Source organism: Planococcus notacanthi, assembly GCF_030407825.1.
In the GTDB taxonomy this organism is placed as follows: Bacteria; Bacillota; Bacilli; order Bacillales_A; family Planococcaceae; genus Planococcus; species Planococcus notacanthi.
On the sequence record NZ_JASDCQ010000001.1, the window covers coordinates 857,672 to 879,489 of the forward strand.

A 21,818-nucleotide genomic window follows, 5' to 3' on the forward strand; every position below is an offset into this window, starting at 1 on the left:
AGTGAATTAAACCTCCAATAATGGACACTTAAAAAGTGACCCTATTGGAGGTTTTTCCAATAGCATTTGATAAGACCTTATCACTTTTACTGAAAGAGCAGCTCGAGGGGGATGTAGTGCAAGTTCCGCATCGAATGTTTTCCGTCATTTGCGAAAAGCAGTAATTAATATTTCTAATGATTAGTTTACATATCCCGAATTATCGGAAGTCTCCTAATTAAAGAGAAAGAAGATGCTATTAACTCAGCATCTTCTTTCTCTTCTTAATGGCTCTTATAATTTGTAATTCGTAAAAATTCGAAGACAAATATAGAACTGTGATCTCGATCTATGTTCTTTTTATCGTCAAGTTCATTTAGAAAGTTGTTTAACTTTAGGAGCTCTTCCTATTTGGCTATTAGAATTCCTGCTACTTCTGATAGCCTACCGCAGAGATTTTATTCAAAACACACCAATTACGATTAAATAGATACCGAATAATATAAAAAGCGAACCGCTTATGATCAAAAACAATTTTAATAGCCAGAAATTTACGATTGGTGGAAGGAATAGTGTATTTTGAAATCCGCTAAAATCATCTGTCTCAAGAAATCTTTTTTTCTTTATGTAGACTATTCCTGCTACTAAACAAGCAACCCCCAGGAGTAGGGTTATTATACCCGAACCATATTGATCGGAATTCAAAGAAATTCCTCCCTTATCATTTTTTCAGCCTCTAACTTCCGGTAACTTGTGATATGTAAACTGGTTCATTTACTTTTAAAAGAGGCTTATGCTCTTTTCTCTTTTTTTGATTGATAAGTAGATGTTGCCAATTGTATTTTGATCAAATCCTCTGCAGAAAATTCAAAATGGACACAGTTATTTTGTGTAAGTTCTCCTCATCTTATCTATGGATTAATCTCTTCAATAAAAAATTCTTCCGTTGTAAAATCCTTTTTAATTTCCTCAATTAATTCTTCGTTTCGATCTAGAAAATTAAGGTCGGAGGATATTGTGTCCTCTTCTAACTCTTGAGGGAAAAACCAGAGAATGACATCTTCGACATCGTCTTTAGAAATATAGTCTGTCAATGGATAAACTGCTAACGGGTCTTCGTATTCTGGATACCATGAACCTGCTAAGTATTTGACCTCTTCATTTTTAACGAGGCCGTAAGTGTATTCCGAATTTTCCGGTGCGTGTAGAAATGCAATTGTATGGTTTAGATTTACATCAAACACATTCAGGTTGGTAGGAAAAATTTCGAAGTCTGTGTAAAATATGTTAAACAAGAAGCGCCGCTCGGTGGTCATGAGTGCAACGGAAAGCGCCCCATTTTCATCTATCAGGATTACATGTTCCTCGTGTACCATAGGAATAAGTGTAGCATCTGTTGATTGTTGCAGTTCTTCGAATGCGCCCTCTGGAGTGGTGTGATACCCAGTTACAAGAAAGATAACAAGGATTATTACAACAACCACGCTAATCCATAAAAGAGTTTTTTTCATTTTCCGCCTCCTCAATTCAAATAATTAACAGTAAAAAAGTATAGGATTCTTCTCTCTATTTATAGGATAGAGAAGTAAATTCGAAGTTTTTCACATTATTTCCCCAATCTATCGTTTGTATACCGGTAGTTATTCCATCTGGATTCTTATACCCAATCTTTAGATCGTCTTTTTTAGCCCCTGCTAATCTCCATTCTACACCTACAACGAAATGATATTTCAAACCCGTAGTGTCAGAATTATAGTCAAACCTAATTCCGACCGGATGTCTGTTATTTAAAGCATTTCTATATTTCAAACTATTGTTATAAGAACTTAAGTGTGGGTCTTTGACTTCTGTATAACTCCATGTTGATGTTGCAGTTTCATTTATATGTTTTATCATCCCGTTGGATAATTGCCGTAATGTTGATCCTGCAAGTCCAGCCCCCATGTCACTACGCATGTTGTTTATAAGTTTACCTACTTTTTGATCATAAGAGGTTCCAGAAAAATAAGTTTCATCTCGAATATTAAATTTACGGACATCGTGGTAATAGTCCATTATCATGGCAGCTGTTGTGGGTCCGCATGCCGATTTTGGAAAGTTTACATATGGCCCTCGTTGATAAAATCTTTCTACCAATAACGTTTGACTATAAGAGGTTGCTGCAGATGTCACTACACCTGAAACTATTTCTCCGGTTATTGGATCTATTATTGTATCTTCGTAACTGTCTTCGACTATTATTTCTTCTGGAGTACTATCTTCTTCTACTGTTTCATCAAAAGCACTTTGCTCATCAGCTATTGAAAACGAAGAAGCTGGCTCAAGGGGAGTTTCACTTAATAATTCATCCCAAAATTCATTTCTTTCATTGTCCTTATCAAAAGGTTCCAAAGCGCCCCGTTCTAAATCCTCAGATTCAGCTGTGACATCTTCTAATAACATTTGTATTTCTGCTTCATCTTCACTCAACGTATCGACTAAAGTCTGTTTTTCTGTAATTGCATTTCTACTCTGAGCACTTAAGTTATTACCTGCTTTAATCTCAATAATTAATTTTTCTTTTTTTATTTTAGTTTCTTTCTGTACAGCTTTAAATTCTTTTTTTTGTTGATTAAACAATTCGACTTGTTGTTTTTTACTATCTTGAAACCATGCTTTCAACTCTTCAGTATTATTTAAGAAAACCACAGCACCAGGTCCTAAATAATAAGCTTTTTTATCTCCTTTTTCTTTAAAATCGGTTGGGAAATTGCCTTCCTCGCTATACTCATTAATTGGATTTAAAGAGTCAACAGCCGTTACTATATAATAACCATCATCGTTTTTTACTGTGAAGTAGTAAGCGACAAGAGTATCATCAACATCATACAAAAATTCTTGTAGAATAAGCTCTTGATCAGCGTGTTTTAATCCATTATCTCTGATATATTTTTCTAAAGCTGAAGTAGCAATTTCAGGACTGATAATTTCTCCGCCTGAACTTACTTGTTTATTTATAGAAACTGGCGACGATGTAGGAACTGTGGCATACGAAGATTGAGAAAATGTGAATATAGAAATAAATACTAACCCCATTGCTAATGACTTTTTCAATAAAGCACTTCCATTATAACTAAATTTTGGTTTTAATATAGTCTAATGGTATTGGTTCAAATAGTATACATAAATTAAAAATAATTTTTATTTATAAATTTATGATGTTTTTTTGACTTTTAATGTACTTTAATCTAATTAATTTGATGATTGAGATGTAATATAGATTTTATAAAACGAGAGTTAGATCAAACGGGTAAATAATTATAGAAACTGATTAACAAAGGCTACACCTTTGAGAAGGTGGCAACTTCTTTTAGAGTTATATATAAATTGTAAATAAAAAAAGAGGGGCGAGTGTTCGATGACTCCAAGTGAAGTAAGTTCTAAACTAAAAATCCAACCCTCTACTTTGCGAAAATATTCTTCTTTGCTTGAACATGAGGGCATTCAATTCAAACGAACACATAAAAATGCCCGTCTCTACACAGATAGCGAGTGTATAGCGATTGAAGGCATCATAGCGACAGTACATAGCGGTAAGAAATCGCTTGAAGAGGCTGTCATAGAAGCCTCTAGTGGTTTAAAAAAGAGCGTCTCCGTAGCGCCACGCGAGCGCGATAGCGACGACATAGCAGCTGCTACGTTAAATGAAGTCAAAGAGCTGAAAACCCAGTTGCAGCAACAAGAAGAGCGCCAAAAAGAACGGGATATCATGTTTGTAGAAGTCCTGGAGAAAATGCAGCAGAAGATCGATCGGATGGAAGCGCAACAGAAGCAGTTACTTGCACCAGTACCGGAAGAACCGGAGTTAGATGCGCCAGAATCGTCCTCACAGCAACCAGAAAGCGAACCTGAAACGGTCACACCTAAAAAAGACACACGAAGTTTATGGGCAAGAATCTGGAACAAATAAAAGTCGCTAATTTAAGGGATTTGAATGTAACTTATGTGCAGTTAAGTTACATTCAACTATACATATAAGACGTTACTAAAAAGTTAAAACTATAGATTAGAGGGGCAGCTATGGATGAGTATAAAGTTGTTAAAAGTATCATTGATGAATGGGACCCGATTGGTTTATTGGACCCAGAAGGCCCTGAGAACGAATACAACCCTGAAATCAAAGATATTGTTGCACTCTTGCCTAATGTGGAATCGGTTGATGAACTTGCATTAAGAATCCGGCAAGTTTTCATAAAATGGTTTGAGATTTTTTTATCAATCGAAAAGTGCTATCCGATAGCTTTGAAAATATGGGAAGCTGCTAAAAAAACATAAGCTACTTATTATTGATTTTGAATGTAACTTAATGTGAATTAAGTTACATTCAAAGATATTTAATACGTTAAAGCTAGAAGCCTAAAAGTGCAGTAAGTGAAAAAAGGAGAGGAATTATATGGAAAGTATTTTTCTTTTTATTGGTGTATACCTCGTCCCAATTTTGAGTATTATATTTTGCCTTAATCTTGTGACTATAATCAAAAAGGTGAAAAAGGACGAGCAAACAACGGTTAATACAATTTGGCTCACAACATCGTTTGTATTAATTACATGGAGTATCGCTATTATGGCTTTTGTAGGAGTCTAATAAAATAGCTAGAAGTGAATGTAACTTATTAGCAAGTAAGTTACATTCAAAAGCCCTCCATTGTGCTGGAGGACTTTTTTCTTGCTCATTACTTTTTAATCGATCTTTTTTTATATTTTATCGTATAAAAAATATGCCATTAAAATTATGCCTATGATCATCACTACAAATAACAGGCCGAACTGCCTGAGCTTTATTAGCTGAAAGAGCCGGAAGACAAAAGTGATTAATACTACAACAAAAATTATATTGATAAAAACGTCGCCTACAAATGAGGGATTGAACAACAGGAGACCAAATCCAATTATCGCCAACCCGATTACAATATAATCAAAAGTACTTCTTTTACTATCCATAGTTAATCTTCTCCCTTTTTAAAAAAATTTTGTATTTACTTTCACCGTTAAAAATCAAGACCTTGAGCAAAGTAATAATAAAGACTGATTACCAGACTCCCAACAAAAGAGGCAAGTAGAATTTTCAAGTTGTTCTTTTTGGTAAAACCATTTCTCATGATTAAAATTTCACTTCCGATATTCAGGAGGACCATAAGAACGAATATGCTAAAAAAAATAATGATAAAGTGCATGTGTTTTCCTTCTTTCAGTTTTATTAGTTTCTTAATATACTAATAAACTTCCAGGATAGTTTCATTTTTTCTAAAAAAAAGGATTTACAAAGCTTTTTCTATTGGTTTTGAATGTAACTTAATCATAATTAAGTTACATTCAGTTTATTGATTACAGAGGCTTTTATTCTTCTTTTTGTCTATCACTCTATTCACTTGCCGGCTCAATTACCTTTCCGTTTTCATCGTAAAGCGTAAAGGTAAGAAAAGTCTCTTTTAAATCTTCAGGGAGTTTTTTGTATACCAAAAACGTTGCATCTTCAGGAATAGGTGAAGTGAAACTGAAGTCCTCATCGGTAAATTCAGATTTCGCCGTAATGTGATCGATTTGTAAATCCGGGTTTTTTCCAGCCAGAATACCATACACGCCTTGATTCGTTTTAAGGTCACGGTATTTGACAATATTCGTTCCTGCACCTGATTCTACAATTTTGAATTGTCCATTCCACCCTTTAAGCAAGTGTGCATACCCCACATATTTATCTGCTGTCTCAAAAAGCACAACGTACGATGTAGTATGGTTGATCTGTGTCATTTTCAGGATTTTAATTTCAATTTCCTCTTCACTTCCTCTACTTTCCCATGTCGTCAAATCAGCATGGATAGACGCTCGATTGTCTTTAACAGAATACTGATTAACATAAAATACTGTATAACCAACACCAATTACTAGAATACATAAAAGAGCAAACAACAACTTCTTCTTCATTTTTTACCTCCATCGGATTTTGTAGGATACCCGTCCATTCTTGCACTTTTTTCGTTTGTACTGGTCATATTAGAAATCACCTTTGTCAGCACTCATTATACCAATCATTTCCAATGAAAAAGTTATTTTAAATTAGCTATTCATAATTTTTTCTTGATTTTGAATGTAACTTAATGGCAAGTAAGTTACATTCAAATGCCCAATTCATAGGGGCTTGCAAAAAAATAAAATAACCTCATCGATTTTTAAGTTATACTAATTTTTAGAAATAGAGGGGGTTATTGGAATGGAAAAAACGCTGGTCATTTACATTGCTTTCGGTGCAGCCATCGGGTTCTTTTTCGGGAGGATTTGGGAGGCTATTGCGGCAATGGTGCTCATTTACATTGCGCTCAGAATCGATCACCTTATAAAAAAATTCGAATACAGAAGATAATTTATCTAAATTCACTAAATTCAAAGTCGCATTCGAAAAAGCGTACGGCTTTTTATTGAATCTGCAGGCAATATGCGGACAGTTGAGTGACATTCGGACAGTTATTGAGGACAAGTAAGAAGGAGGATTTACGTGAAAAATAGCTTTTTGAACTCATTTAAGTTGGTTGTAGTTTTCTTTTGTTTAGGTGTCTTAGCTTTAATACTAGGTGTAAACGGGGAAGCAGTGGCCATATTTATTTCGAGACCTTCGGGTGCCGGGTCATGGACAACATCTGAAAGCATGATGAATGGATTTATATATATACCTACAGCTATTGGCGTTTTTTTCTTTGCACTAGCTACCATTGTTTTCACAATTTCTTATAAAAAAGTGCAAGAAAAATGAATATATAAATCTTTCCAAGAACTCATTCTTATTTATTTTTAAGAAGCTGCAGGGGAAAGTCCTTGTTTCGATAACTTTTTTATTTGAAGTAAAGAGTATGAATCTGAATGTAACATAATGGTAAGTAAGTTACATTCAAAACCTTTATTTCAGTGATCTTCGAAGAGCGAGAGATAAGAATGGATTTGCTAGAAAAAATGATACATTCAAAAGGCTATTCTCTATGGTTATAAAATCGTGTTTTTGAAAGAATCTAAGTTTACATATCGTAAAGTTATCAGAAGGGAAGGAACTCGTTTAAGGTTTCTTCCCTTGTTGCTTGGAGAAGTGTACTTTTACGAACGGCCATATTCTCTGGAGGTTTGTTGCAGGTTTTTAAAGTAGCGGGTATTAATATGAACTGATGTTTTTATAACCGTTTGAAGGGAGAGCTAGATATGATGAAAAATAACAAAAAACAGTATTTCGAATATTATGCAAATGGTAAGGTAATATTATAGGTAGCGGAGGTGTTTCCCTGCTTCTATCCAGTGAAAAAATAAGGAAGTACTCCCATTCTATTTTCAACCTAAGGAGTTCTTTTGATTATTCAGCAAAAGTAAGTGGAGGGAGGTCGCAATATGTGGTTTAAGATATTACTGTTCCTATTTATCGTGTACGCAGTGAACGCCATCATCAAATTCGCTCTCAAGAAGTGGCTGAAGGTCGAGCCGCGGAAGAAGAAGTTCTTTTCGAATAATTATATAAATGAAACTCACTTGAAAGTGGACTGGTTTGTGCGGGGGATCCTGTTGATTGCAGGGATGGCAACGTTGTTTTATGTCATTGCCGAAGAGAATTCAATTGTTTATATGCTCGTCTATCTCATTGTATTTATCATTCTGACTTATGCAGTGGAAGCGTACTTTGAGTGGAAAGCTTCCAAGCACCCGAAGCAATCCCTTTTCATGTTGAGCGAAATGTTTGTCTGGCTCGTTGCGGTTGCCTTGCTGATCCAGTCAAGTTCATTCTTTTTAGGAATCATTGAGGGGGTCGTGACTGAAAAAGCGGAAGCAAGTTTTACTGTGGAAAGGGTGTCAACTGGCTTTTGGGGCGATTCATCTGTTGAGGACGTGCATTTGACGGATGCCACGGTTTTCAAAGGAAAAGTGGAGGCGTATGAAGAATTGAAGGAGGGAGATTTGGTGCGTGTGATGCCGTTCGATCTGCCCGCTGACTTTTCGTATTCTCTTGCTGCGGAAGTAACGGTGGAGTGACAAGGGAAGCGCAAACCGCATGGGAAGCTGAAGCATTTGGTAGTGGAATTCTCCACTTAGTTGGCGATACTGTCCGGAACCGGCAAAATTCATGGTTTTTGCTTATTTACAGTCTTTTCATTATTATCGTGGTATTAAAAACTGAATAATAGAGAAATGCCTTTCCGATTATTAGCGGAAAGGCATTTCTCTATTTTTTTGACGAGCATTGAAATGGCTTAGCAGAAAAAATTGACTGCGTAACCTTTATTATATCAAGTAGTGCTTTCCAAGCTTTGTAAGAGTTCATCTAAAATGAATGAGGTTTACATATCATGATGTTATCGGAAGGAACTTCATATTGAGTTTCTTCTATATTTATTTATAGAAATGTACTTTCATGAACGGATAAAGGAACTTATAAAAAGGAGAAGGGGGAATACACCTGATTCTACTATCACTTGCGCAAGCAATGATTACTTAAATTAAAGTAAGTAAACAGCATTGGATGGCCAATCCGCAGTTATCTAAGTCTTAATTCTTCCTCCTAAAATAAAAACAGGGCAAATTGAGTTTCGTCAATTTGCCCTGTTTTTATTCAATCACTGTGTAACTGCCATGCTCCATGGCGATTATATAATCCGGCTTTGGCGGTTTGGCGCCATTCTCTTTAATTTTCTTTTTATGTCCGGCGATATGCTCCGGGCTCTTTTCCCAGGATTTCCAGGCTTCTTTTGATTCCCAACGAACAAGCATCAACACTTCTTCTTCACCGCGCCGAATATCTTTCACCAGTAACTCACGGCCGAGAAACCCTTCTTGCTGTTCGATTAACGAAGGTCCTTGTTCTGGCTTTCTTGTAAAACGTTCAATGATTTTATCTGTATTTCCTTCTGTAAGCGTCCATTTCCGGATCTGTACAAACATTTTTATTCCTCCTTTTTCACTTTTGAAACGGTCATTCCATCACCGATTGGAATAAGTATAGATTCCAATTGAGGATGACCAGCAACAATTTCGTTGAATTTCTTCATCGATTCCGTATAGCGTTTCGATTCTGCATGTTCGTCTGCAACACTGCCGTTCGCAAGTACGTTATCAGCGACAATGAGAGCGCCATTTTGAGCCAGTCGAATGCACTCATTCAAATAGTTTTCATAATTATCTTTGTCAGCATCGATAAAGAAAAAATCAAACTTCTTATTATCCTCAGCTAATTGTTGAAGACTTTCCAAAGCAGGTCCAGTCATGTAAGTTACTTGATTGCCGAAGCCAGCTTTAGCCAGATTTTTATGTGCCAAGTTTGCATAGCTTTCTTCTAGTTCAAGGGAAGTTAATTTTCCTGTTTTCCCAAATCCTCTTGCAAGGCAAATCCCGCTATACCCCCCAAGAGCCCCGATTTCCAGGATATTCTTCGCCTCCAAAAGGGAAACAAGCATGGTAAGGAATTTTCCAGAGGAAGGCGATACGGAAATAGGCCGTATTCCGTTTTCTGTGATAGACAGAAGAACTTCCTCTAAAAGAATGTCCTGAGGAAGAAAAACCGAATCGATGTAGCTGTTTATTTTATCCATTGAATTCACTCCTTCACTCCAACTCATTTTTCACTTTCTTTCGTTTCTGCTGTTTCTTCATGTTCATTAATTTCAAACAACTGAATAAACTCATCGATGATCGATTCAGTCGCTTTTAGTTCACCCACTAAAATAGGATGGATGGTTTGCAGTTCCGGGGTTTCCAGCTGTTTTTTTAGTGTAGAACGTTTAGTATGCAGTCTTTCTAAAAATGCAATGGCTCTTCCACGGCGAAATGTTTTTGCGCCGCGGCGATGAGGACGATGGTCTTTCAATCTAGCGTCCTCCTCTAGAGCAGAACTGTCCCAATTTGAGTTTCTTTGCCCTTCGTGTTTCATATCAGCGCTCCTTCCTTGTATACAAATGTATACAATCTAATCAATTCAAGTGTATACATTTGTATACAAAATGTCAATAGAAACATAAACTGGTCTTTTTTAAACTAAGAAATTTAAAAGGATGGAAGTTAACATATGATCGCTTATCGGTAGCTGCATAAATAGAAGGGGAGAGAATTTGCATTTTGACTAGCATCTACTCTCCCTTTCTGTCTGCAAAAGTATACTTTTGCGAACGGTTCATCAAAGACTTGTCACATCCAAGATAAAATTTTCCGTAACTAAAGGCAATCTGTTCAAGGGTCATTTAACGAATCCAGTTAGGAAGGATATTCCAGTAATTCTATAGAATCTATTTCTAAAGTTCCTTTTTAAAAAGCTAGTTAGATTAAGTCATGGACATTTTCGTAGGGAGGGAATCGTGATGAAGAAAAATACAAGAAATATATTAGGGGATTTATCAATAATTGCAGCTATAACAAGTATGATTTTCTTCTTTTTACCTATAGATGATGAAATAGATGCAATAATCATTGGTTTAATTTCGTTTTTAGGGATAGGGTTTGCTTTAGGATCTAAAGAAATATGGTACGTCATTTTTGGAACTCTATCAAATATTGCAATGTTAGGAATGGCATATCTTTTATTAATTGGAACAGAGTTTAGTCAACTCTAATATAGAACCATTATGAAAGCAGCAATAATAGCAAACAATCATCCTACCGCTATACCTTTAAAGACGATAAAACTGCAAATACTTATCAGTAAGCTGAGAAGTACAGATAAAGGGAAGAGGACCATGTATATCGGTTAGCTTCCTAACTGAGCCTTTATTTGTTCGCAAAATACTTATTAAGCGAATATATAGCTGTAGTGAGTACTTGATCTAGAAAATGAATAAGTTAAAGACATCACACTTAGCAAATCGCTTTTAAATAGATCGTTAAACTTTCTTCAACATGCTGCGCAATCATTTCAACAAAGGGCTACGTATTGTCTTGTAAGCTAGCTAATTCAAACGTTTGGTAATATGTGAAGTGCTGTGCGTCTTCTGCTTTCATTGAAGAATCAAAGGTTTGAATGCATCAATCGCTGGCCTTTTGATGGGGGCGATCCGGGTATAGCGAAAAATCTCATTCTGCTTCAATGTTTTTCGAATTGTCTGTCGTGAATAGCCCAAGTCTTATGATTTGATCATTTTCCGCATAGTGAAGTTTTCTAATAAGCTCAATATTAGCCATCTTTTATGGTTAGACTCTTAAAATACAAACATAAAAAAATTATATTCAATGCAAAATTACAGTATTGAACGGCTTTAAAAAGGACTAAACTTCTTAAAGACCTTGAACGAGAGGTCGGCTTGCCATTCCTTAATCAGGAATAGGGAACGAAAAACTATCTTGCATTCTGCTTCCTCCCTAAAAAAACAGTATGCTCTATTATGGATATCAAAAGATTGAGTGCCGTTACACACTGTTAATGCAGTACATGCCGCAAAAGAGCAGCCAACCAAATTACAAGAATATTTATCTCAAAGAGTAATCGCACACAATCCTGCCAGGGAGAGAGCGGTTACTTTCTTCTGCTGTTAGTAATTGCGCTGATTGCTACTACCGCTGTTAAAGTCGCAGTGAGGAATATACCAAATTGAAATTTATAAAGAAATATGCGGTATATATAGAAAGCGGTCGAACCACGGAAATATTTTGACGATCAAAACAAGTCGATTCTTGTATGCTTGAAATGCATTATATACGCAGAGAGAAGAGCTTTCCGAAAACGGAGTGCTTGAATAGCAAAATAACCCCTAACCGGAGAAAACGTGAATTTTCTCCGGTTAGGGGTTATTAATTTATAAGGATTTTAAAAATCGACTAACTATTCATCACTCACATAATTCCTACTCACCCGGCCAAGACTTCCCAATATAATTCTCAAAAACTTCCTTGGAAGTAAAGCTCGGCGTAAAGCCGAATTGCTTTTTCAATCTTGTATTATCAAGAACCGGGCGGTAGCGGAGGAAATTGAACTGTTCTTCTCCGTATTGGGTCAGGTTCAGGCGTTTCAATACAAACAATCCGTTCTTTACGACGCCTGCAGGCAAACGCATGGTCTTCTTCTGAAGCATTTTGCTTAAGTCTGTTATGGTGACTGCACCGTCACCCGCGACATTGAATATTCCTGTGGCTTCACTGGAAATCGCTTGGATGAGGCACTCTACGACGTCCTGGTCCCAAATAAAGACGAAAGGGCTTTCTGAACCCCGGATTCCCAGAACCACCGGTTTTTCGAACAGCGCCGTGATTTGGTTGTTGACGTTTTCTCCGAGAATCGTCCCGATGCGGAAGACAGTCTGCTCCAATTCCGGATGCGTTATGCGGTAATCCGCCAACATGTTTTCGACCAACCGTTTATGGTGGGAATAGGCGAACTCTTCATTTCCCCGTAACGGATCGGTTTCTACAAGCCAGTCGGGATTATCGGGGTGATAGCCATATGCCGCTCCGCTGGAAGTGACGACGATCCGGTTTACTCCCGCGGCCACACAAGCCTCCAGCACATTTTGTGTGCCGAGGACGTCAACGGAGTATTCAAATTCCCGGTTGCTTTTCTTGCCGGGTGTTACGATGGTGGCCAAATGGATTACTGTATCGATATTTTGTTCTTCCATGAAATCCGTAAACTCAGCAGCACGGACATCCATTTTATAATAGCTTGTCTTTGGACCCGTCGCATAATGCGGTTGGTTGCGGATATCCGTCGCAATAATATACCAGGGTTTATCCTGTGCCTTTATCAGCCCTTCTAATTTCTGTACGAGCTGGCTGCCGATATAGCCGGCTGCACCCGTGATTAAGATATTCATACGGTCACCTCTTTGGTTTTCAGTGCGGGGCGTTTAGACCAATACAATGCAAGCGTCAAGCCGCTGATGATGTGCCAGACCGACCACCAGGCAGCAACGATTGCCATGCCGCCAAGGCCGTCAAAGAAGTTGAACACCAGGATCAGGCACAAACCGGAATTCTGGATGCCTACTTCAATGGCGATTGCCCGCCGGTCTTGTTCCGGAAGCTTAAAAGCTCGGGCGGAAAAATAACCGGTTAATAGGGCGAGCAGATTATGAAGGAAAACCGCTATAACCACCATCCCGACGTATTCCAGGAAATAATTGAAATTCGCTGCCAGGGCGCCGGCCACAAATAACAGGAAGAAGACAATCGAAAACTTTTTCATCCAACCACTTGCTTTGGCAGACCAGCGCGGTGCTTTATGGTTCACATACATGCCGAGTGCCAAAGGGATACCGAGCAGGATAACGATCGACTGGACAAGGTCGCCAGGCTGAATCATGAAAGACCGCAAAATTTCATTGGTCGGACCGTACAAGGATCCCCACAAAACCGTATTCAACGGCATCATGACGATGGACAGGGCAGTGGAGACGGCCGACATGCTGATGGAAAGCGGCGTATTGCCTTTCGCCAAATGAGTCAGGAAATTCGACAGGTTTCCACCTGGAGCGGCGGCAACAAGAAACATGCCGAGGGCGATGCTTGGCAGTGGCTGGATGATCAGAACCAGTAGAAACGTCAGAGCTGGCATGATGAAAAATTGTGCGCTGAGCCCGATGATGAACGGTTTTGGTGAGCGCAGCGTCCGTTTGAAATCGGCGGGTTTCAAGTCCAGCGCGACGCCGAACATGATGAACCCGATTAAAATATTCATCAATAACAAAGTCGTCGGATTGAAATTGAGTTGAATATCATCGATTCCCATGGTTTATTTCCCCTTTGGTTCAGCGTGTAGGTCTTTGAAATACTTCAGGCCAGGTGCCCACATATGCATCACAGGGTTGACGTCGCAATGGATCACTGCACATTTCCCGCTGGCGTATGCCTGTTCAAGTGCAAAGCGCAGATCTTTCGGATCGCTGACACGCGCTCCGTGGGCCCCCATGCTTTCGGCAAGCTTGTCGAATTGAATTTCGCCCAGATCGGATTTGATGCTTTCTTCTGCACTGAGCGATTTTTTGATCAGTGTTTTCACCGGTTTCAAGGCGAAATGCTGATTCATTTTCACCATGCCCCATTGCTTATCACAGAAAACCAGGTAAATGACCTGCAGATTATTGCGCACAGCCGTTTCGATTTCCTGTGGATGGAAGCCCATTGCGCCGTCGCCGATCATGCAGATGACCGGTTTTCCTGGATTGGCGACAGCTGCCCCAAGTGCCTGGGCAGTTCCGGCACCCAGCATGCCGAATTTAAACGTGGAGAAAACGGTTCCTGGTTTTTCAATCTGGTAATAGAAGTTTGACCAGATGGTGGTATTGCCCCCGTCAAATACAACCGGCGTGTCTTTCGGAAAGACTTTTTGGACGGTTGCGGGAATATGAGCGGAATTCATAGGAGCTGATGTGTCGGAAAGCTTTTCATCCAGTTTTTTGCGGTCTTTTTCCCGTTCCTGGCTGAATCGTTCGATGTATTTTTGCATAGTAGCTGTGTTCAATTGGTCTTTTTTAGTTTCCAATTTGTCATGAAGCTTCGTTAAAAAGCTGGCAATGTCACCGTGGATGGCCAGTTCGACTGGTTTGTTGCCGCCTAATGTACCTGGATCGAGATCCACTTGGACAACTTTCTGATCTTTATTCCAATATGGCGCCTTGCCCCACCAATCGGTTTCGCCGAGGCGTGAACCCAGGACCAACACCAAGTCGGATTCATTCCGGATATTGTTATTCGCTTCGATATGGACCATCGGCATGGCGTGAGGACTGCTTTCAGGAATCGCACCGCGTCCTGCCCAACTGGTCGTAACAAGTGTATTCAAAAGTTTCGCGACTTTCTCAAGCGGTTCAGAAGCCTGCGCATGAATTACGCCATAGCCTGCATGAATGACGGGGAACTTCGCTTGTAGGAGCAAGTCCACGGTTTGGTCAATTTGCGCATCTGCAGGTTCCGGCTGGCTCATCGAACGGTATTGATGCGGCTGCCAAAATGCCGGATCTGCTTTGACTTTTCCGTTGAGGATATTTTCAGGAATATCCAAATGCACAACGCCAGGCCGGCCTTCGTAGCATTTCCGCAAGGCGCGGCGCATCATTTCCGGTATGCGGTCGAAAGAAGGGACTGCCTCACTCCATTTTGCGAATTGGGAAATGACACCTGTTTGGTCGAAGCATTGATAGGTGCCGCCACGGTCCGGATACATAATGCCTGTCCGTCGCGAACTGGTGATGACGAGAACGCGATTTCCTTCCGCTTCTTCAACCACCAACCCAGGGAGGATATTTGCCACTCCCGGGCCGTTGCTGGCCATGCAGACGCCGAGCTTCCCGGTAGAACGGGCATAAGCGCCTGCCATATGCGCTGCACTTGTTTCGTGTCGCGGTGTGACCAGTTCGATGCCATGCGGTTTTAGCTTTGAATAAAACCCGAAATATGTGCCATCGATGATGCCGAATATGTTTTGAACGCCTTCAATTTGAAGCATTTTTGCTAATACTTCGCCGCCTGTAATTTCTCCCATTTTGTTAGCCCCCTGTAAAGTCAGTTAATAGTTTTTGATAAATGCCCGTAATATCTTCGGTTGTCGGTATTTTGCGATTGGTTTTAATGCCATTGCCTGATAATGCATCTTCCACCAGCAATGGGATTTGCGTTATGAATTGTTCCCAATCGATGTGTTTGATGGCTTCTTTTAATTGAAACTCTTCATTTAACTCGTTAATGAATGCCAATACGTTGTCGACACCGAGCGCTTTTGCAATTTCCTCATAGCGTTCGCATGCTGCATCTTTTCCGAACGAAATCACATATGGATGCAAGAGAGCTACACTTAATCCGTGAGGCAACTGAAAGCGGGTGCCGAGCGGCCGCGCTGTTGCATGTGCCAGATTCGTTGAACTGTTCGAAAAGGCGAGTCCGGCAAACAAACTTCCGCGCAACATGTCATCACGCACTTTCAAATTTCCCGGTTCATGATAGGCTGTCCGAATGGAACGGCCTATCAGGCGGATGGCTTCAAGCGCAAAAGAATCGCTGATAGGAGAGGCCAGATTCGACACAAACGCTTCGATGGCATGAGCCAATGCATCGAGACCGGTTTCTGCAGTGACTTTCGGCGACATGCTGACGGTCAACTCGGGATCCAACACCACGATATTAGGAATCAATGCAGGATGTCCTGGATTTAATTTGCGGTTTTTCTTGGTGTCCGTGATAACCGCAACCTTGGTGACTTCGCTTCCTGTTCCAGCCGTTGTCGGCACAGCGATCAGCGGGATTTTCTTCAAGCTGTTATGCTGCGGAATGTCACAAAATGCAAGTCCGGAATTCGCAGCAAGAACCGAGAGCGCTTTGGCCAAATCCAGAGCCGAACCTCCGCCAATTGCCAGAATGCCATCTGCCTGTGATTTTTTGAACTCGCCTAGCGCATGCTGCAAATGAAGGGTCGTCGGTTCACTTTGAAAGTCTGTAAAATAGTGGAGGGGAACCCCTGTTGAGGACAATGCGTCCGCTAAACTGTTTTTGGTTCGCTCACTCAGTAAAACGAAAAGGGAAGTTGCTTGGACCGTGCGGCAGGCAATGCCTAAGTTCTTTACACTCCCGGCGCCGTGAATGAGTTGTGGGGCAAAATACATTGTTGAAACCAGTGGATTCACCGTCCTTGTTTTGTCATCTTAAGCTTGAATACATACATTCCGGGCTTTACGACGCTCGTATAATATTCAATGGGCTGTCCTGAAGAGTCTTTGATCAGACGGTCAACCATCAAGGCATTGACTCCCACGTCAAGGCCAAGCTTTGCTGCATCTTCAAAATGTAAGGGCTTACATGTCATGGCTTGTTCAGCCTCGTGCAAGGTAACGTGCAAGTCGTTTTCCAAAACGTCGTAGATGGTGATGAGATTCAAATCATAAGAGTCGAGCAAAGCGCCAAGTTTCGGTTCATAATAATGGCTCTCGATAGCAATCGGTTCTCCGTCTGCAGTTCGGAGCCGTTTGATAAGATGCAGTTCTTTTTGGTTCATGCACCCGGCAACAGAATCGGGAGGGGTGACAAGGCCGCTGAACAATAAACTTGATCCTGGTTTCATGCCCATCTGTTTTACAGTATCGGTCAAACTGTGAATAGCATGCAGCCATTCATGAACTTGCTTATTTCTTTTAATAAAAGTTCCTTTTCCATGGACTTTCTCCACGATCTCATCATTGACAAGGTGGTTAATCGCTTCTCGAATCGTTGTTCGGCTGACAGAAAACCGTTCCATCAATTCCCGTTCGCTCGGAACTTTTTCCTGATAGGCACCTTCAGCAATTTCTTCCTTCAGCACATCCCGGATCTGAAAGTGAAAGGGAATAGGGCTGTCTGTGTCAAACATTCTTACCGCCTCCTAAATTCATCATGACGTCATTACCAGTTGTTGTAAGTTTGATTATAATGAAAGGGTATAAAAATTACTACACAAATTTTAAATATTCTAAAAATTAGCGAAGGAAGAGATGAAATCCCTACAGATAAAAATAGATAGGGATTGAGATAGCAGTAATAATAAATGTATGTAATAGTTTAAAGTGAGAAGGTTAACTTCGTAATAATTTTTAGTCATAAGTAACTGAAAAAGGGAGAACACTGTGGCAGAAGAGCTGAGCTATCACGTTATAGATAACGACATAATAAAAGGCAAAAATTAATTCAGTAAAAAGGAGCAACACATCCATGGCAATCGCAAAATACGCAAAGTTTCAGCAGTACAAAAAATTGATTCAATCCATGCCATCGACCTATACAGAAGAGGCATTGATCGACGAGAAATTTCTTCTTGAACGAGACGATAAGAAAAAGCTGGAGATTTACTACGCTCCTTTTGAATATGTAAACGAAGGGGCGAAAGTCGTCATTGTTGGCATTACGCCTGGCATGCATCAGATGAAAAAGTCCTTTTCGACTGTAATTAAGGCGGCTGGAACAGAAAGTGATAACGAAGAAATTCTTCGCCAAGTGAAGAATAACTCCAGTTTTGAAGGGACCATGAGAAAGAACCTGGTCAAGCTGTTGGATGAACTCGGCTTAAATGAGCATCTTGGCTTATTCTCAAGCATTGAGTTGTTTGAAGAGTCTAGCCACCTGGTTCATACGACTTCGGTTCTCGCTTATCCTGTATTTTATAACGGGAAAAATTACAGCGGATCGACACCGAACCTGCTGAAAAATGATATGTTGAAGAAATACATTACGGACAAATTTGCGACAGAATTGGAAAACCTGCAGGATGCGTTAATCATTCCACTAGGCGTCAACGTTTCGAATGCTCTTCAATATCTGTCGGAACAAGGGGTGGTTGCACCGGGAAATATCCTTTCGGGCTTCCCGCATCCATCGGGCGGCAATGGCCATCGCCATAGACAGTTTGACGAAAACAAAGCTGCCATGGAAGAAAAGCTGAACGATCATTTTATTCGTGAAAAGCAGTGAAATAGCCAGCTGAACTATTTATAGGTAAAGGAAAAGGACTTATGCAAGTCCTTTTTTGTTTGGCTAAAAAATATTTCCGTTAATTTACATTTACTTAACCTTTCTTAATGCTCTATTCATACCTACAATACATTCACTGCTTATGCTTGAGTTATCAAATACATAAGGAGTGGTTGAATGAAACGAATTGTTACCATATTGGCAGCAAGCTTGGCGTTGACAGCATTTACAGGATCAGCACTTGGTGCCGAACAGGGAGAAGCAGGCAAGGTGCTAACCAAACAGCAGCAGCAAAAGATGGTGAATATTGCGCATCGTGGAGCTTCGGGACATGCACCTGAGAATACGATGGAAGCTTTTCAAAAAGGCGTTGAAATGAAATCGGACTATATTGAAATTGATGTCCAGATGACAAAGGATGGGGAGCTCATTGTCATTCACGATACGACTGTAGATCGTACAACCGATGGAACGGGCAAAGTGGGCGACTTAACGTTGGAGGAATTTGAGCAGTTGGATGCGGGCAGCTGGTTCAGTGAAGCTTATACGGGTGAAGAGGTTCCGACTTTTGAGGAAGTGTTGGATGCATTCCGCGGGAAAACGGGCATCTTAATTGAAATGAAGGCTCCGGAACTTTATCCGGGAGTGGAAGAGAAAATTGCGGATGCGTTGATCGAACGAAACATGAGTAAGCCGAATAACAATAAAATCATCATCCAATCTTTTAATCACAAAGCCGTGAAAAAATCGAAAGAGCTATTGCCGAATCTCTCCCATGGCGTTTTGACAGGAGGCAGTTGGGCGAATGTAACTGAAGAGCAATTAGCTCAATTTGCGGCTTACGCTGATTACTTTAATCCAACAATGAACATCGTCACGCACGAATTGGTGAGTGATGTCCATGAAGCGGGGATGGATATTTTTCCGTACACTTCAAGAACGCAAGAACAAGCATGGCGGCTATTCGATTTGAATGTCGATGGAATCATTACTGATTTTCCAGAGCATGTTTATTATCATCCCGTGAAAAACTCGTAATTTAATAAATACACAAAGCACCCCAATTCATAAGAAGCTCAGCTGCCACTTTGAACTTCTTCGACTGGGGTGTTTATTATTCTTGTTAAGCATCAACAATGATAAGCGCTTTTCTTTGTTTTCGCATTTCCTTTAAAGAAGTAAGCATGTGAATGATCTTCTTATATTCGATAAATTAGTTTAGGACATGAGTTTTCAAGATAGTAGTCTGTAAATTGTGAATTCTTAGATGTATAATTGAGTATACAGAATGAAATCGGCTATCGTTCAATAGATGATTAAAAGTTACTGAAAAAATGATGTTGTATAAAATCAAGAGGGGTAACTCTCAACGGAAAGAAGGGAGAAAATCATGATTAAAATCCGGCTTGAAAGAGATTTCAATGTCGCTCCAGAATTGCTTTGGGAACTTGTGGTTGATCCGGATCATTATCGTTTTTGGACAGAAGCCTTCTCTGAAGGCTCCACTTTTTACGGGGAATGGACAAAGGGCAGCAAGATTCGTTTTGTGGGGGAAGATGAAAATGGGCTGGAAAGTGGAATGATATCGGAAATTGCAGAAAGCCGATGGCCAGAGTTTATTTCAATCAAGCACGCGGGCTTGGTGATGGGGGGTGTCGATGACTATGATTCTCCTGCGGCTCGGGAATGGACGCCAGCCCTCGAGAATTATACATTCACCTCAAAGGAAGACGGTACGTGTACTTTTGAAGTAGAGCAGGATGTGCCGGAAGAAGAGGCTGAAGAGTTTAAAGCTAACTGGGAAAATTCTTTTGACCGCATGGCGATTCGACTCCAAACCAGTGGAGATGTAGGAAAAGTGATCACCCTTCGTGAAAAGTCGAGCCAACGTCCCGAGGAGATTTGGGAAAAGCTTGTCACGCCTGAAAAAGTAAAGTCGTGGAATTACGCCAGCGATGATTGGCATTGTCCGAACGCTGAAAATACATTAGCGATTGGAGGCGAATTCCACTACGAAATGGCTGCTAAGGACGGCAGTGAATCTTTTGATTTTGGGGGCACCTACACAGACATTGAACCTCCTGAAAAATTGTATTTTGCGTTGGGTGACGGGCGCAAGGTACGGATCGATATCTTTGAGAAGCCTGATGGCTGTTTGATCGAAGAACGCTTTGAAGCCGAACAGCAAAACAATTTGCATCTTCAGCGCCAAGGATGGCAAAGCATTCTGAAGAACTTGGCTGGCTAGTGTAAACCAGATGTACCTTAAAAAGATCAATTAACTTTTGGAATGGACCTTGTAAAGCGAAAGCTTACAGGGTCCATTTTAACTGATGAATTGCTACAGCATTGTCCCAGTTTATCCAATTTCCAGACGGGTAGATACTTATAGATGCATTCACAAAATCTATCTATTAAAGAGGTGCTCACTCATGAAAAACGAAATCATCATAAAAAACAAATTGGGTCTAGGTACAGCGCCGCTCGGCAATATGTTCAGAGCGGTACCGGAAGATGAAGCGATGAAGACAATCCAGTCCGCCTGGGAAGAAGGCATCCGGTATTTTGATACGGCGCCGTTTTACGGAGCTGGATTGGCTGAGCTTAGACTTGGAGAAGTGTTGTCTTCCTATAAACGGGATGACTTCCTGCTGAGTTCAAAAGTAGGCCGGATTATACTGGACGAAGAGGAAGAAAAAGAAGGCCTGTTCGAACATGGCCGCAAGAACAAAATACAAACGGATTATACAGAACAAGGGACGCTCCGATCGATTGAAGACAGCCTGAAACGCCTGAAAACGGATCGCTTGGACATGGTCTTTGTGCATGACCTGTCACCGGATTTTCTTGGAGATGAATGGATTACAAAATTTGATGAAGCGCGAAAAGGTGCCTTTAAAGTGCTGGACCGCCTCAGAGACGAAGGGATCATCAAGGCATGGGGACTCGGTGTCAACACGACAACACCGATCGAAGTGGCGCTTGAGTTGGAGGAGGCCCATCCGGATTTGAACTTGTCCGCAACGCAGTACACACTGCTTCAGCATGAACGTGCACTTGAGCGAATGATGCGGCTGGCACTTGAAAAAGAAGGCGGACTTGTCATCGGATCGGCCTTCAACTCCGGTGCCTTGCTCGGAGGAGACCATTTTGATTACCAGGAAATTTCGCCTGACATCCAGAAGAGAGTCAACCACTTTAATGATGTGGCCAATAATCATAATGTGAACTTAAAAGATGCAGCACTTCAATTTTCGACAGCGCATCCGGCAGTGAAGGCGGTAGTAACAGGTTCAACACGGCCAGATCGCATCAAAGAAGACCTGCAAGCTATGAAGGCGGAGATTCCAGCTGCTTTTTGGGAAGAACTTATGGAAACCGGACTCGTTTCTTCTAAAGCGGTTTTGCCGGGAAGTAAGATGTAAATT

General features: G+C 40.5%; 20 protein-coding genes and 1 pseudogene. 10 read left to right on the forward strand and 11 right to left on the reverse strand.

Going from position 1 to position 21,818, the window contains the following annotated elements; all coding sequences use genetic code 11:
- Positions 1–890: 890 nt before the first annotated feature.
- Positions 891–1,490, reverse strand: coding sequence for a hypothetical protein (locus tag QMA01_RS04125; protein ID WP_290186295.1), 600 nt, complete (start codon positions 1,488–1,490; stop codon positions 891–893).
- A 55-nt stretch (positions 1,491–1,545) separates the two neighbouring features.
- A complete protein-coding gene (locus tag QMA01_RS04130) occupies positions 1,546–3,072 on the reverse strand; it encodes a hypothetical protein (protein WP_290186293.1) in 1,527 nt (508 codons plus the stop codon).
- A 304-nt stretch (positions 3,073–3,376) separates the two neighbouring features.
- On the opposite strand from QMA01_RS04130, the gene QMA01_RS04135 reads away from it, so the two are divergent.
- Complete coding sequence (locus QMA01_RS04135; protein WP_290214349.1) at positions 3,377–3,928, forward strand: MerR family transcriptional regulator; 552 nt, start codon at positions 3,377–3,379, stop codon at positions 3,926–3,928.
- Positions 3,929–4,038: 110 nt separating this feature from the next.
- A complete protein-coding gene (locus QMA01_RS04140; RefSeq protein WP_290214350.1) occupies positions 4,039–4,293 on the forward strand; it encodes a DUF1871 family protein in 255 nt (84 codons plus the stop codon).
- Positions 4,294–5,379: 1,086 nt separating this feature from the next.
- Here QMA01_RS04140 and QMA01_RS04145 read toward each other — a convergent pair.
- Complete coding sequence (locus QMA01_RS04145) at positions 5,380–5,940, reverse strand: hypothetical protein (RefSeq protein WP_290214351.1); 561 nt, start codon at positions 5,938–5,940, stop codon at positions 5,380–5,382.
- 286 nt (positions 5,941–6,226) lie between these two features.
- Here QMA01_RS04145 and QMA01_RS04150 point away from each other — a divergent pair, with 286 nt between their 5' ends.
- From QMA01_RS04150 to QMA01_RS04160, 3 genes are all read left to right on the forward strand, one after another.
- Complete coding sequence (locus tag QMA01_RS04150; RefSeq protein ID WP_290214352.1) at positions 6,227–6,376, forward strand: hypothetical protein; 150 nt, start codon at positions 6,227–6,229, stop codon at positions 6,374–6,376.
- A gap of 132 nt (positions 6,377–6,508) precedes the next feature.
- Positions 6,509–6,763 carry a hypothetical protein gene (locus tag QMA01_RS04155; RefSeq protein WP_191715260.1) on the forward strand — a complete coding sequence of 85 codons (255 nt, stop codon included), beginning with the start codon at positions 6,509–6,511 and terminating at the stop codon, positions 6,761–6,763.
- Positions 6,764–7,383: 620 nt separating this feature from the next.
- A complete protein-coding gene (locus QMA01_RS04160) occupies positions 7,384–8,019 on the forward strand; it encodes a DUF4181 domain-containing protein (RefSeq protein ID WP_290186281.1) in 636 nt (211 codons plus the stop codon).
- A 573-nt stretch (positions 8,020–8,592) separates the two neighbouring features.
- Here QMA01_RS04160 and QMA01_RS04165 read toward each other — a convergent pair.
- From QMA01_RS04165 to QMA01_RS04175, 3 genes and pseudogenes are all read right to left on the reverse strand, one after another.
- Complete coding sequence (locus QMA01_RS04165; RefSeq protein ID WP_053166704.1) at positions 8,593–8,925, reverse strand: antibiotic biosynthesis monooxygenase family protein; 333 nt, start codon at positions 8,923–8,925, stop codon at positions 8,593–8,595.
- Between the two features lie 2 nt (positions 8,926–8,927).
- The gene (locus QMA01_RS04170; RefSeq protein WP_053166703.1) at positions 8,928–9,572 is read right to left on the reverse strand and encodes an O-methyltransferase; all 645 of its coding nucleotides are present in this window, start codon (positions 9,570–9,572) and stop codon (positions 8,928–8,930) included.
- Positions 9,573–9,595: 23 nt separating this feature from the next.
- Positions 9,596–9,935: pseudogene (locus QMA01_RS04175) on the reverse strand (hypothetical protein).
- A gap of 399 nt (positions 9,936–10,334) precedes the next feature.
- On the opposite strand from QMA01_RS04175, the gene QMA01_RS04180 reads away from it, so the two are divergent.
- The gene (locus tag QMA01_RS04180) at positions 10,335–10,586 is read left to right on the forward strand and encodes a hypothetical protein (RefSeq protein ID WP_290214353.1); all 252 of its coding nucleotides are present in this window, start codon (positions 10,335–10,337) and stop codon (positions 10,584–10,586) included.
- 1,224 nt (positions 10,587–11,810) lie between these two features.
- On the opposite strand, the gene QMA01_RS04185 is transcribed toward QMA01_RS04180, so the two are convergent.
- Genes QMA01_RS04185 through QMA01_RS04205 form a run of 5 tightly spaced genes read right to left on the reverse strand, consistent with a single transcriptional unit; the run spans position 11,811 to position 17,296 of the window.
- Positions 11,811–12,776, reverse strand: a complete 966-nt coding sequence (locus QMA01_RS04185) for an SDR family oxidoreductase (protein WP_290214354.1) — start codon at positions 12,774–12,776, stop codon at positions 11,811–11,813.
- The gene (locus tag QMA01_RS04190) at positions 12,773–13,690 is read right to left on the reverse strand and encodes a bile acid:sodium symporter family protein (RefSeq protein WP_290214355.1); all 918 of its coding nucleotides are present in this window, start codon (positions 13,688–13,690) and stop codon (positions 12,773–12,775) included. Before QMA01_RS04190 ends, QMA01_RS04185 begins: the two co-directional genes overlap by 4 nt.
- A gap of 3 nt (positions 13,691–13,693) precedes the next feature.
- Positions 13,694–15,442, reverse strand: a complete 1,749-nt coding sequence (locus QMA01_RS04195) for a thiamine pyrophosphate-binding protein (protein WP_290214356.1) — start codon at positions 15,440–15,442, stop codon at positions 13,694–13,696.
- Between the two features lie 4 nt (positions 15,443–15,446).
- On the reverse strand, positions 15,447–16,577 hold the full coding sequence (locus QMA01_RS04200) for an iron-containing alcohol dehydrogenase (protein ID WP_290214357.1): 1,131 nt from the start codon (positions 16,575–16,577) through the stop codon (positions 15,447–15,449).
- Positions 16,574–17,296: a GntR family transcriptional regulator gene (locus QMA01_RS04205; RefSeq protein ID WP_290214358.1), complete on the reverse strand. Its 723-nt coding sequence runs from the start codon at positions 17,294–17,296 to the stop codon at positions 16,574–16,576. The genes QMA01_RS04200 and QMA01_RS04205 overlap by 4 nt, the downstream gene beginning before the upstream one ends.
- A 338-nt stretch (positions 17,297–17,634) precedes the next feature.
- Between QMA01_RS04205 and QMA01_RS04210 the strand changes: the two genes are divergently transcribed.
- The 4 genes from QMA01_RS04210 to QMA01_RS04225 all read left to right on the forward strand — a co-directional run bounded on the left by QMA01_RS04210 (position 17,635) and on the right by QMA01_RS04225 (position 21,815).
- Positions 17,635–18,390, forward strand: coding sequence for a uracil-DNA glycosylase family protein (locus QMA01_RS04210; protein WP_290214359.1), 756 nt, complete (start codon positions 17,635–17,637; stop codon positions 18,388–18,390).
- A gap of 177 nt (positions 18,391–18,567) precedes the next feature.
- Positions 18,568–19,428: a glycerophosphodiester phosphodiesterase gene (locus QMA01_RS04215; RefSeq protein WP_290214360.1), complete on the forward strand. Its 861-nt coding sequence runs from the start codon at positions 18,568–18,570 to the stop codon at positions 19,426–19,428.
- 352 nt (positions 19,429–19,780) lie between these two features.
- Positions 19,781–20,638, forward strand: a complete 858-nt coding sequence (locus tag QMA01_RS04220) for an SRPBCC family protein (RefSeq protein WP_290185867.1) — start codon at positions 19,781–19,783, stop codon at positions 20,636–20,638.
- Positions 20,639–20,822: 184 nt separating this feature from the next.
- Positions 20,823–21,815, forward strand: a complete 993-nt coding sequence (locus QMA01_RS04225) for an aldo/keto reductase (protein WP_290214361.1) — start codon at positions 20,823–20,825, stop codon at positions 21,813–21,815.
- The last annotated feature ends 3 nt before the right edge of the window (positions 21,816–21,818 follow it).

Coding starts and splice junctions, on each gene's coding strand:
- QMA01_RS04215 (WP_290214360.1), top strand. CDS start 18,568: ATGAAACGAATTGTTACCATATTGGCAGCAAGCTTGGCGTTGACAGCA.
- QMA01_RS04160 (WP_290186281.1), top strand. CDS start 7,384: ATGTGGTTTAAGATATTACTGTTCCTATTTATCGTGTACGCAGTGAAC.
- QMA01_RS04125 (WP_290186295.1), bottom strand. CDS start 1,490: ATGAAAAAAACTCTTTTATGGATTAGCGTGGTTGTTGTAATAATCCTT.
- QMA01_RS04170 (WP_053166703.1), bottom strand. CDS start 9,572: ATGGATAAAATAAACAGCTACATCGATTCGGTTTTTCTTCCTCAGGAC.
- QMA01_RS04210 (WP_290214359.1), top strand. CDS start 17,635: ATGGCAATCGCAAAATACGCAAAGTTTCAGCAGTACAAAAAATTGATT.
- QMA01_RS04135 (WP_290214349.1), top strand. CDS start 3,377: ATGACTCCAAGTGAAGTAAGTTCTAAACTAAAAATCCAACCCTCTACT.
- QMA01_RS04185 (WP_290214354.1), bottom strand. CDS start 12,776: ATGAATATCTTAATCACGGGTGCAGCCGGCTATATCGGCAGCCAGCTC.
- QMA01_RS04205 (WP_290214358.1), bottom strand. CDS start 17,296: ATGTTTGACACAGACAGCCCTATTCCCTTTCACTTTCAGATCCGGGAT.
- QMA01_RS04180 (WP_290214353.1), top strand. CDS start 10,335: ATGAAGAAAAATACAAGAAATATATTAGGGGATTTATCAATAATTGCA.
- QMA01_RS04150 (WP_290214352.1), top strand. CDS start 6,227: ATGGAAAAAACGCTGGTCATTTACATTGCTTTCGGTGCAGCCATCGGG.
- QMA01_RS04225 (WP_290214361.1), top strand. CDS start 20,823: ATGAAAAACGAAATCATCATAAAAAACAAATTGGGTCTAGGTACAGCG.
- QMA01_RS04195 (WP_290214356.1), bottom strand. CDS start 15,442: ATGGGAGAAATTACAGGCGGCGAAGTATTAGCAAAAATGCTTCAAATT.
- QMA01_RS04145 (WP_290214351.1), bottom strand. CDS start 5,940: ATGAAGAAGAAGTTGTTGTTTGCTCTTTTATGTATTCTAGTAATTGGT.
- QMA01_RS04220 (WP_290185867.1), top strand. CDS start 19,781: ATGATTAAAATCCGGCTTGAAAGAGATTTCAATGTCGCTCCAGAATTG.
- QMA01_RS04190 (WP_290214355.1), bottom strand. CDS start 13,690: ATGGGAATCGATGATATTCAACTCAATTTCAATCCGACGACTTTGTTA.
- QMA01_RS04165 (WP_053166704.1), bottom strand. CDS start 8,925: ATGTTTGTACAGATCCGGAAATGGACGCTTACAGAAGGAAATACAGAT.
- QMA01_RS04140 (WP_290214350.1), top strand. CDS start 4,039: ATGGATGAGTATAAAGTTGTTAAAAGTATCATTGATGAATGGGACCCG.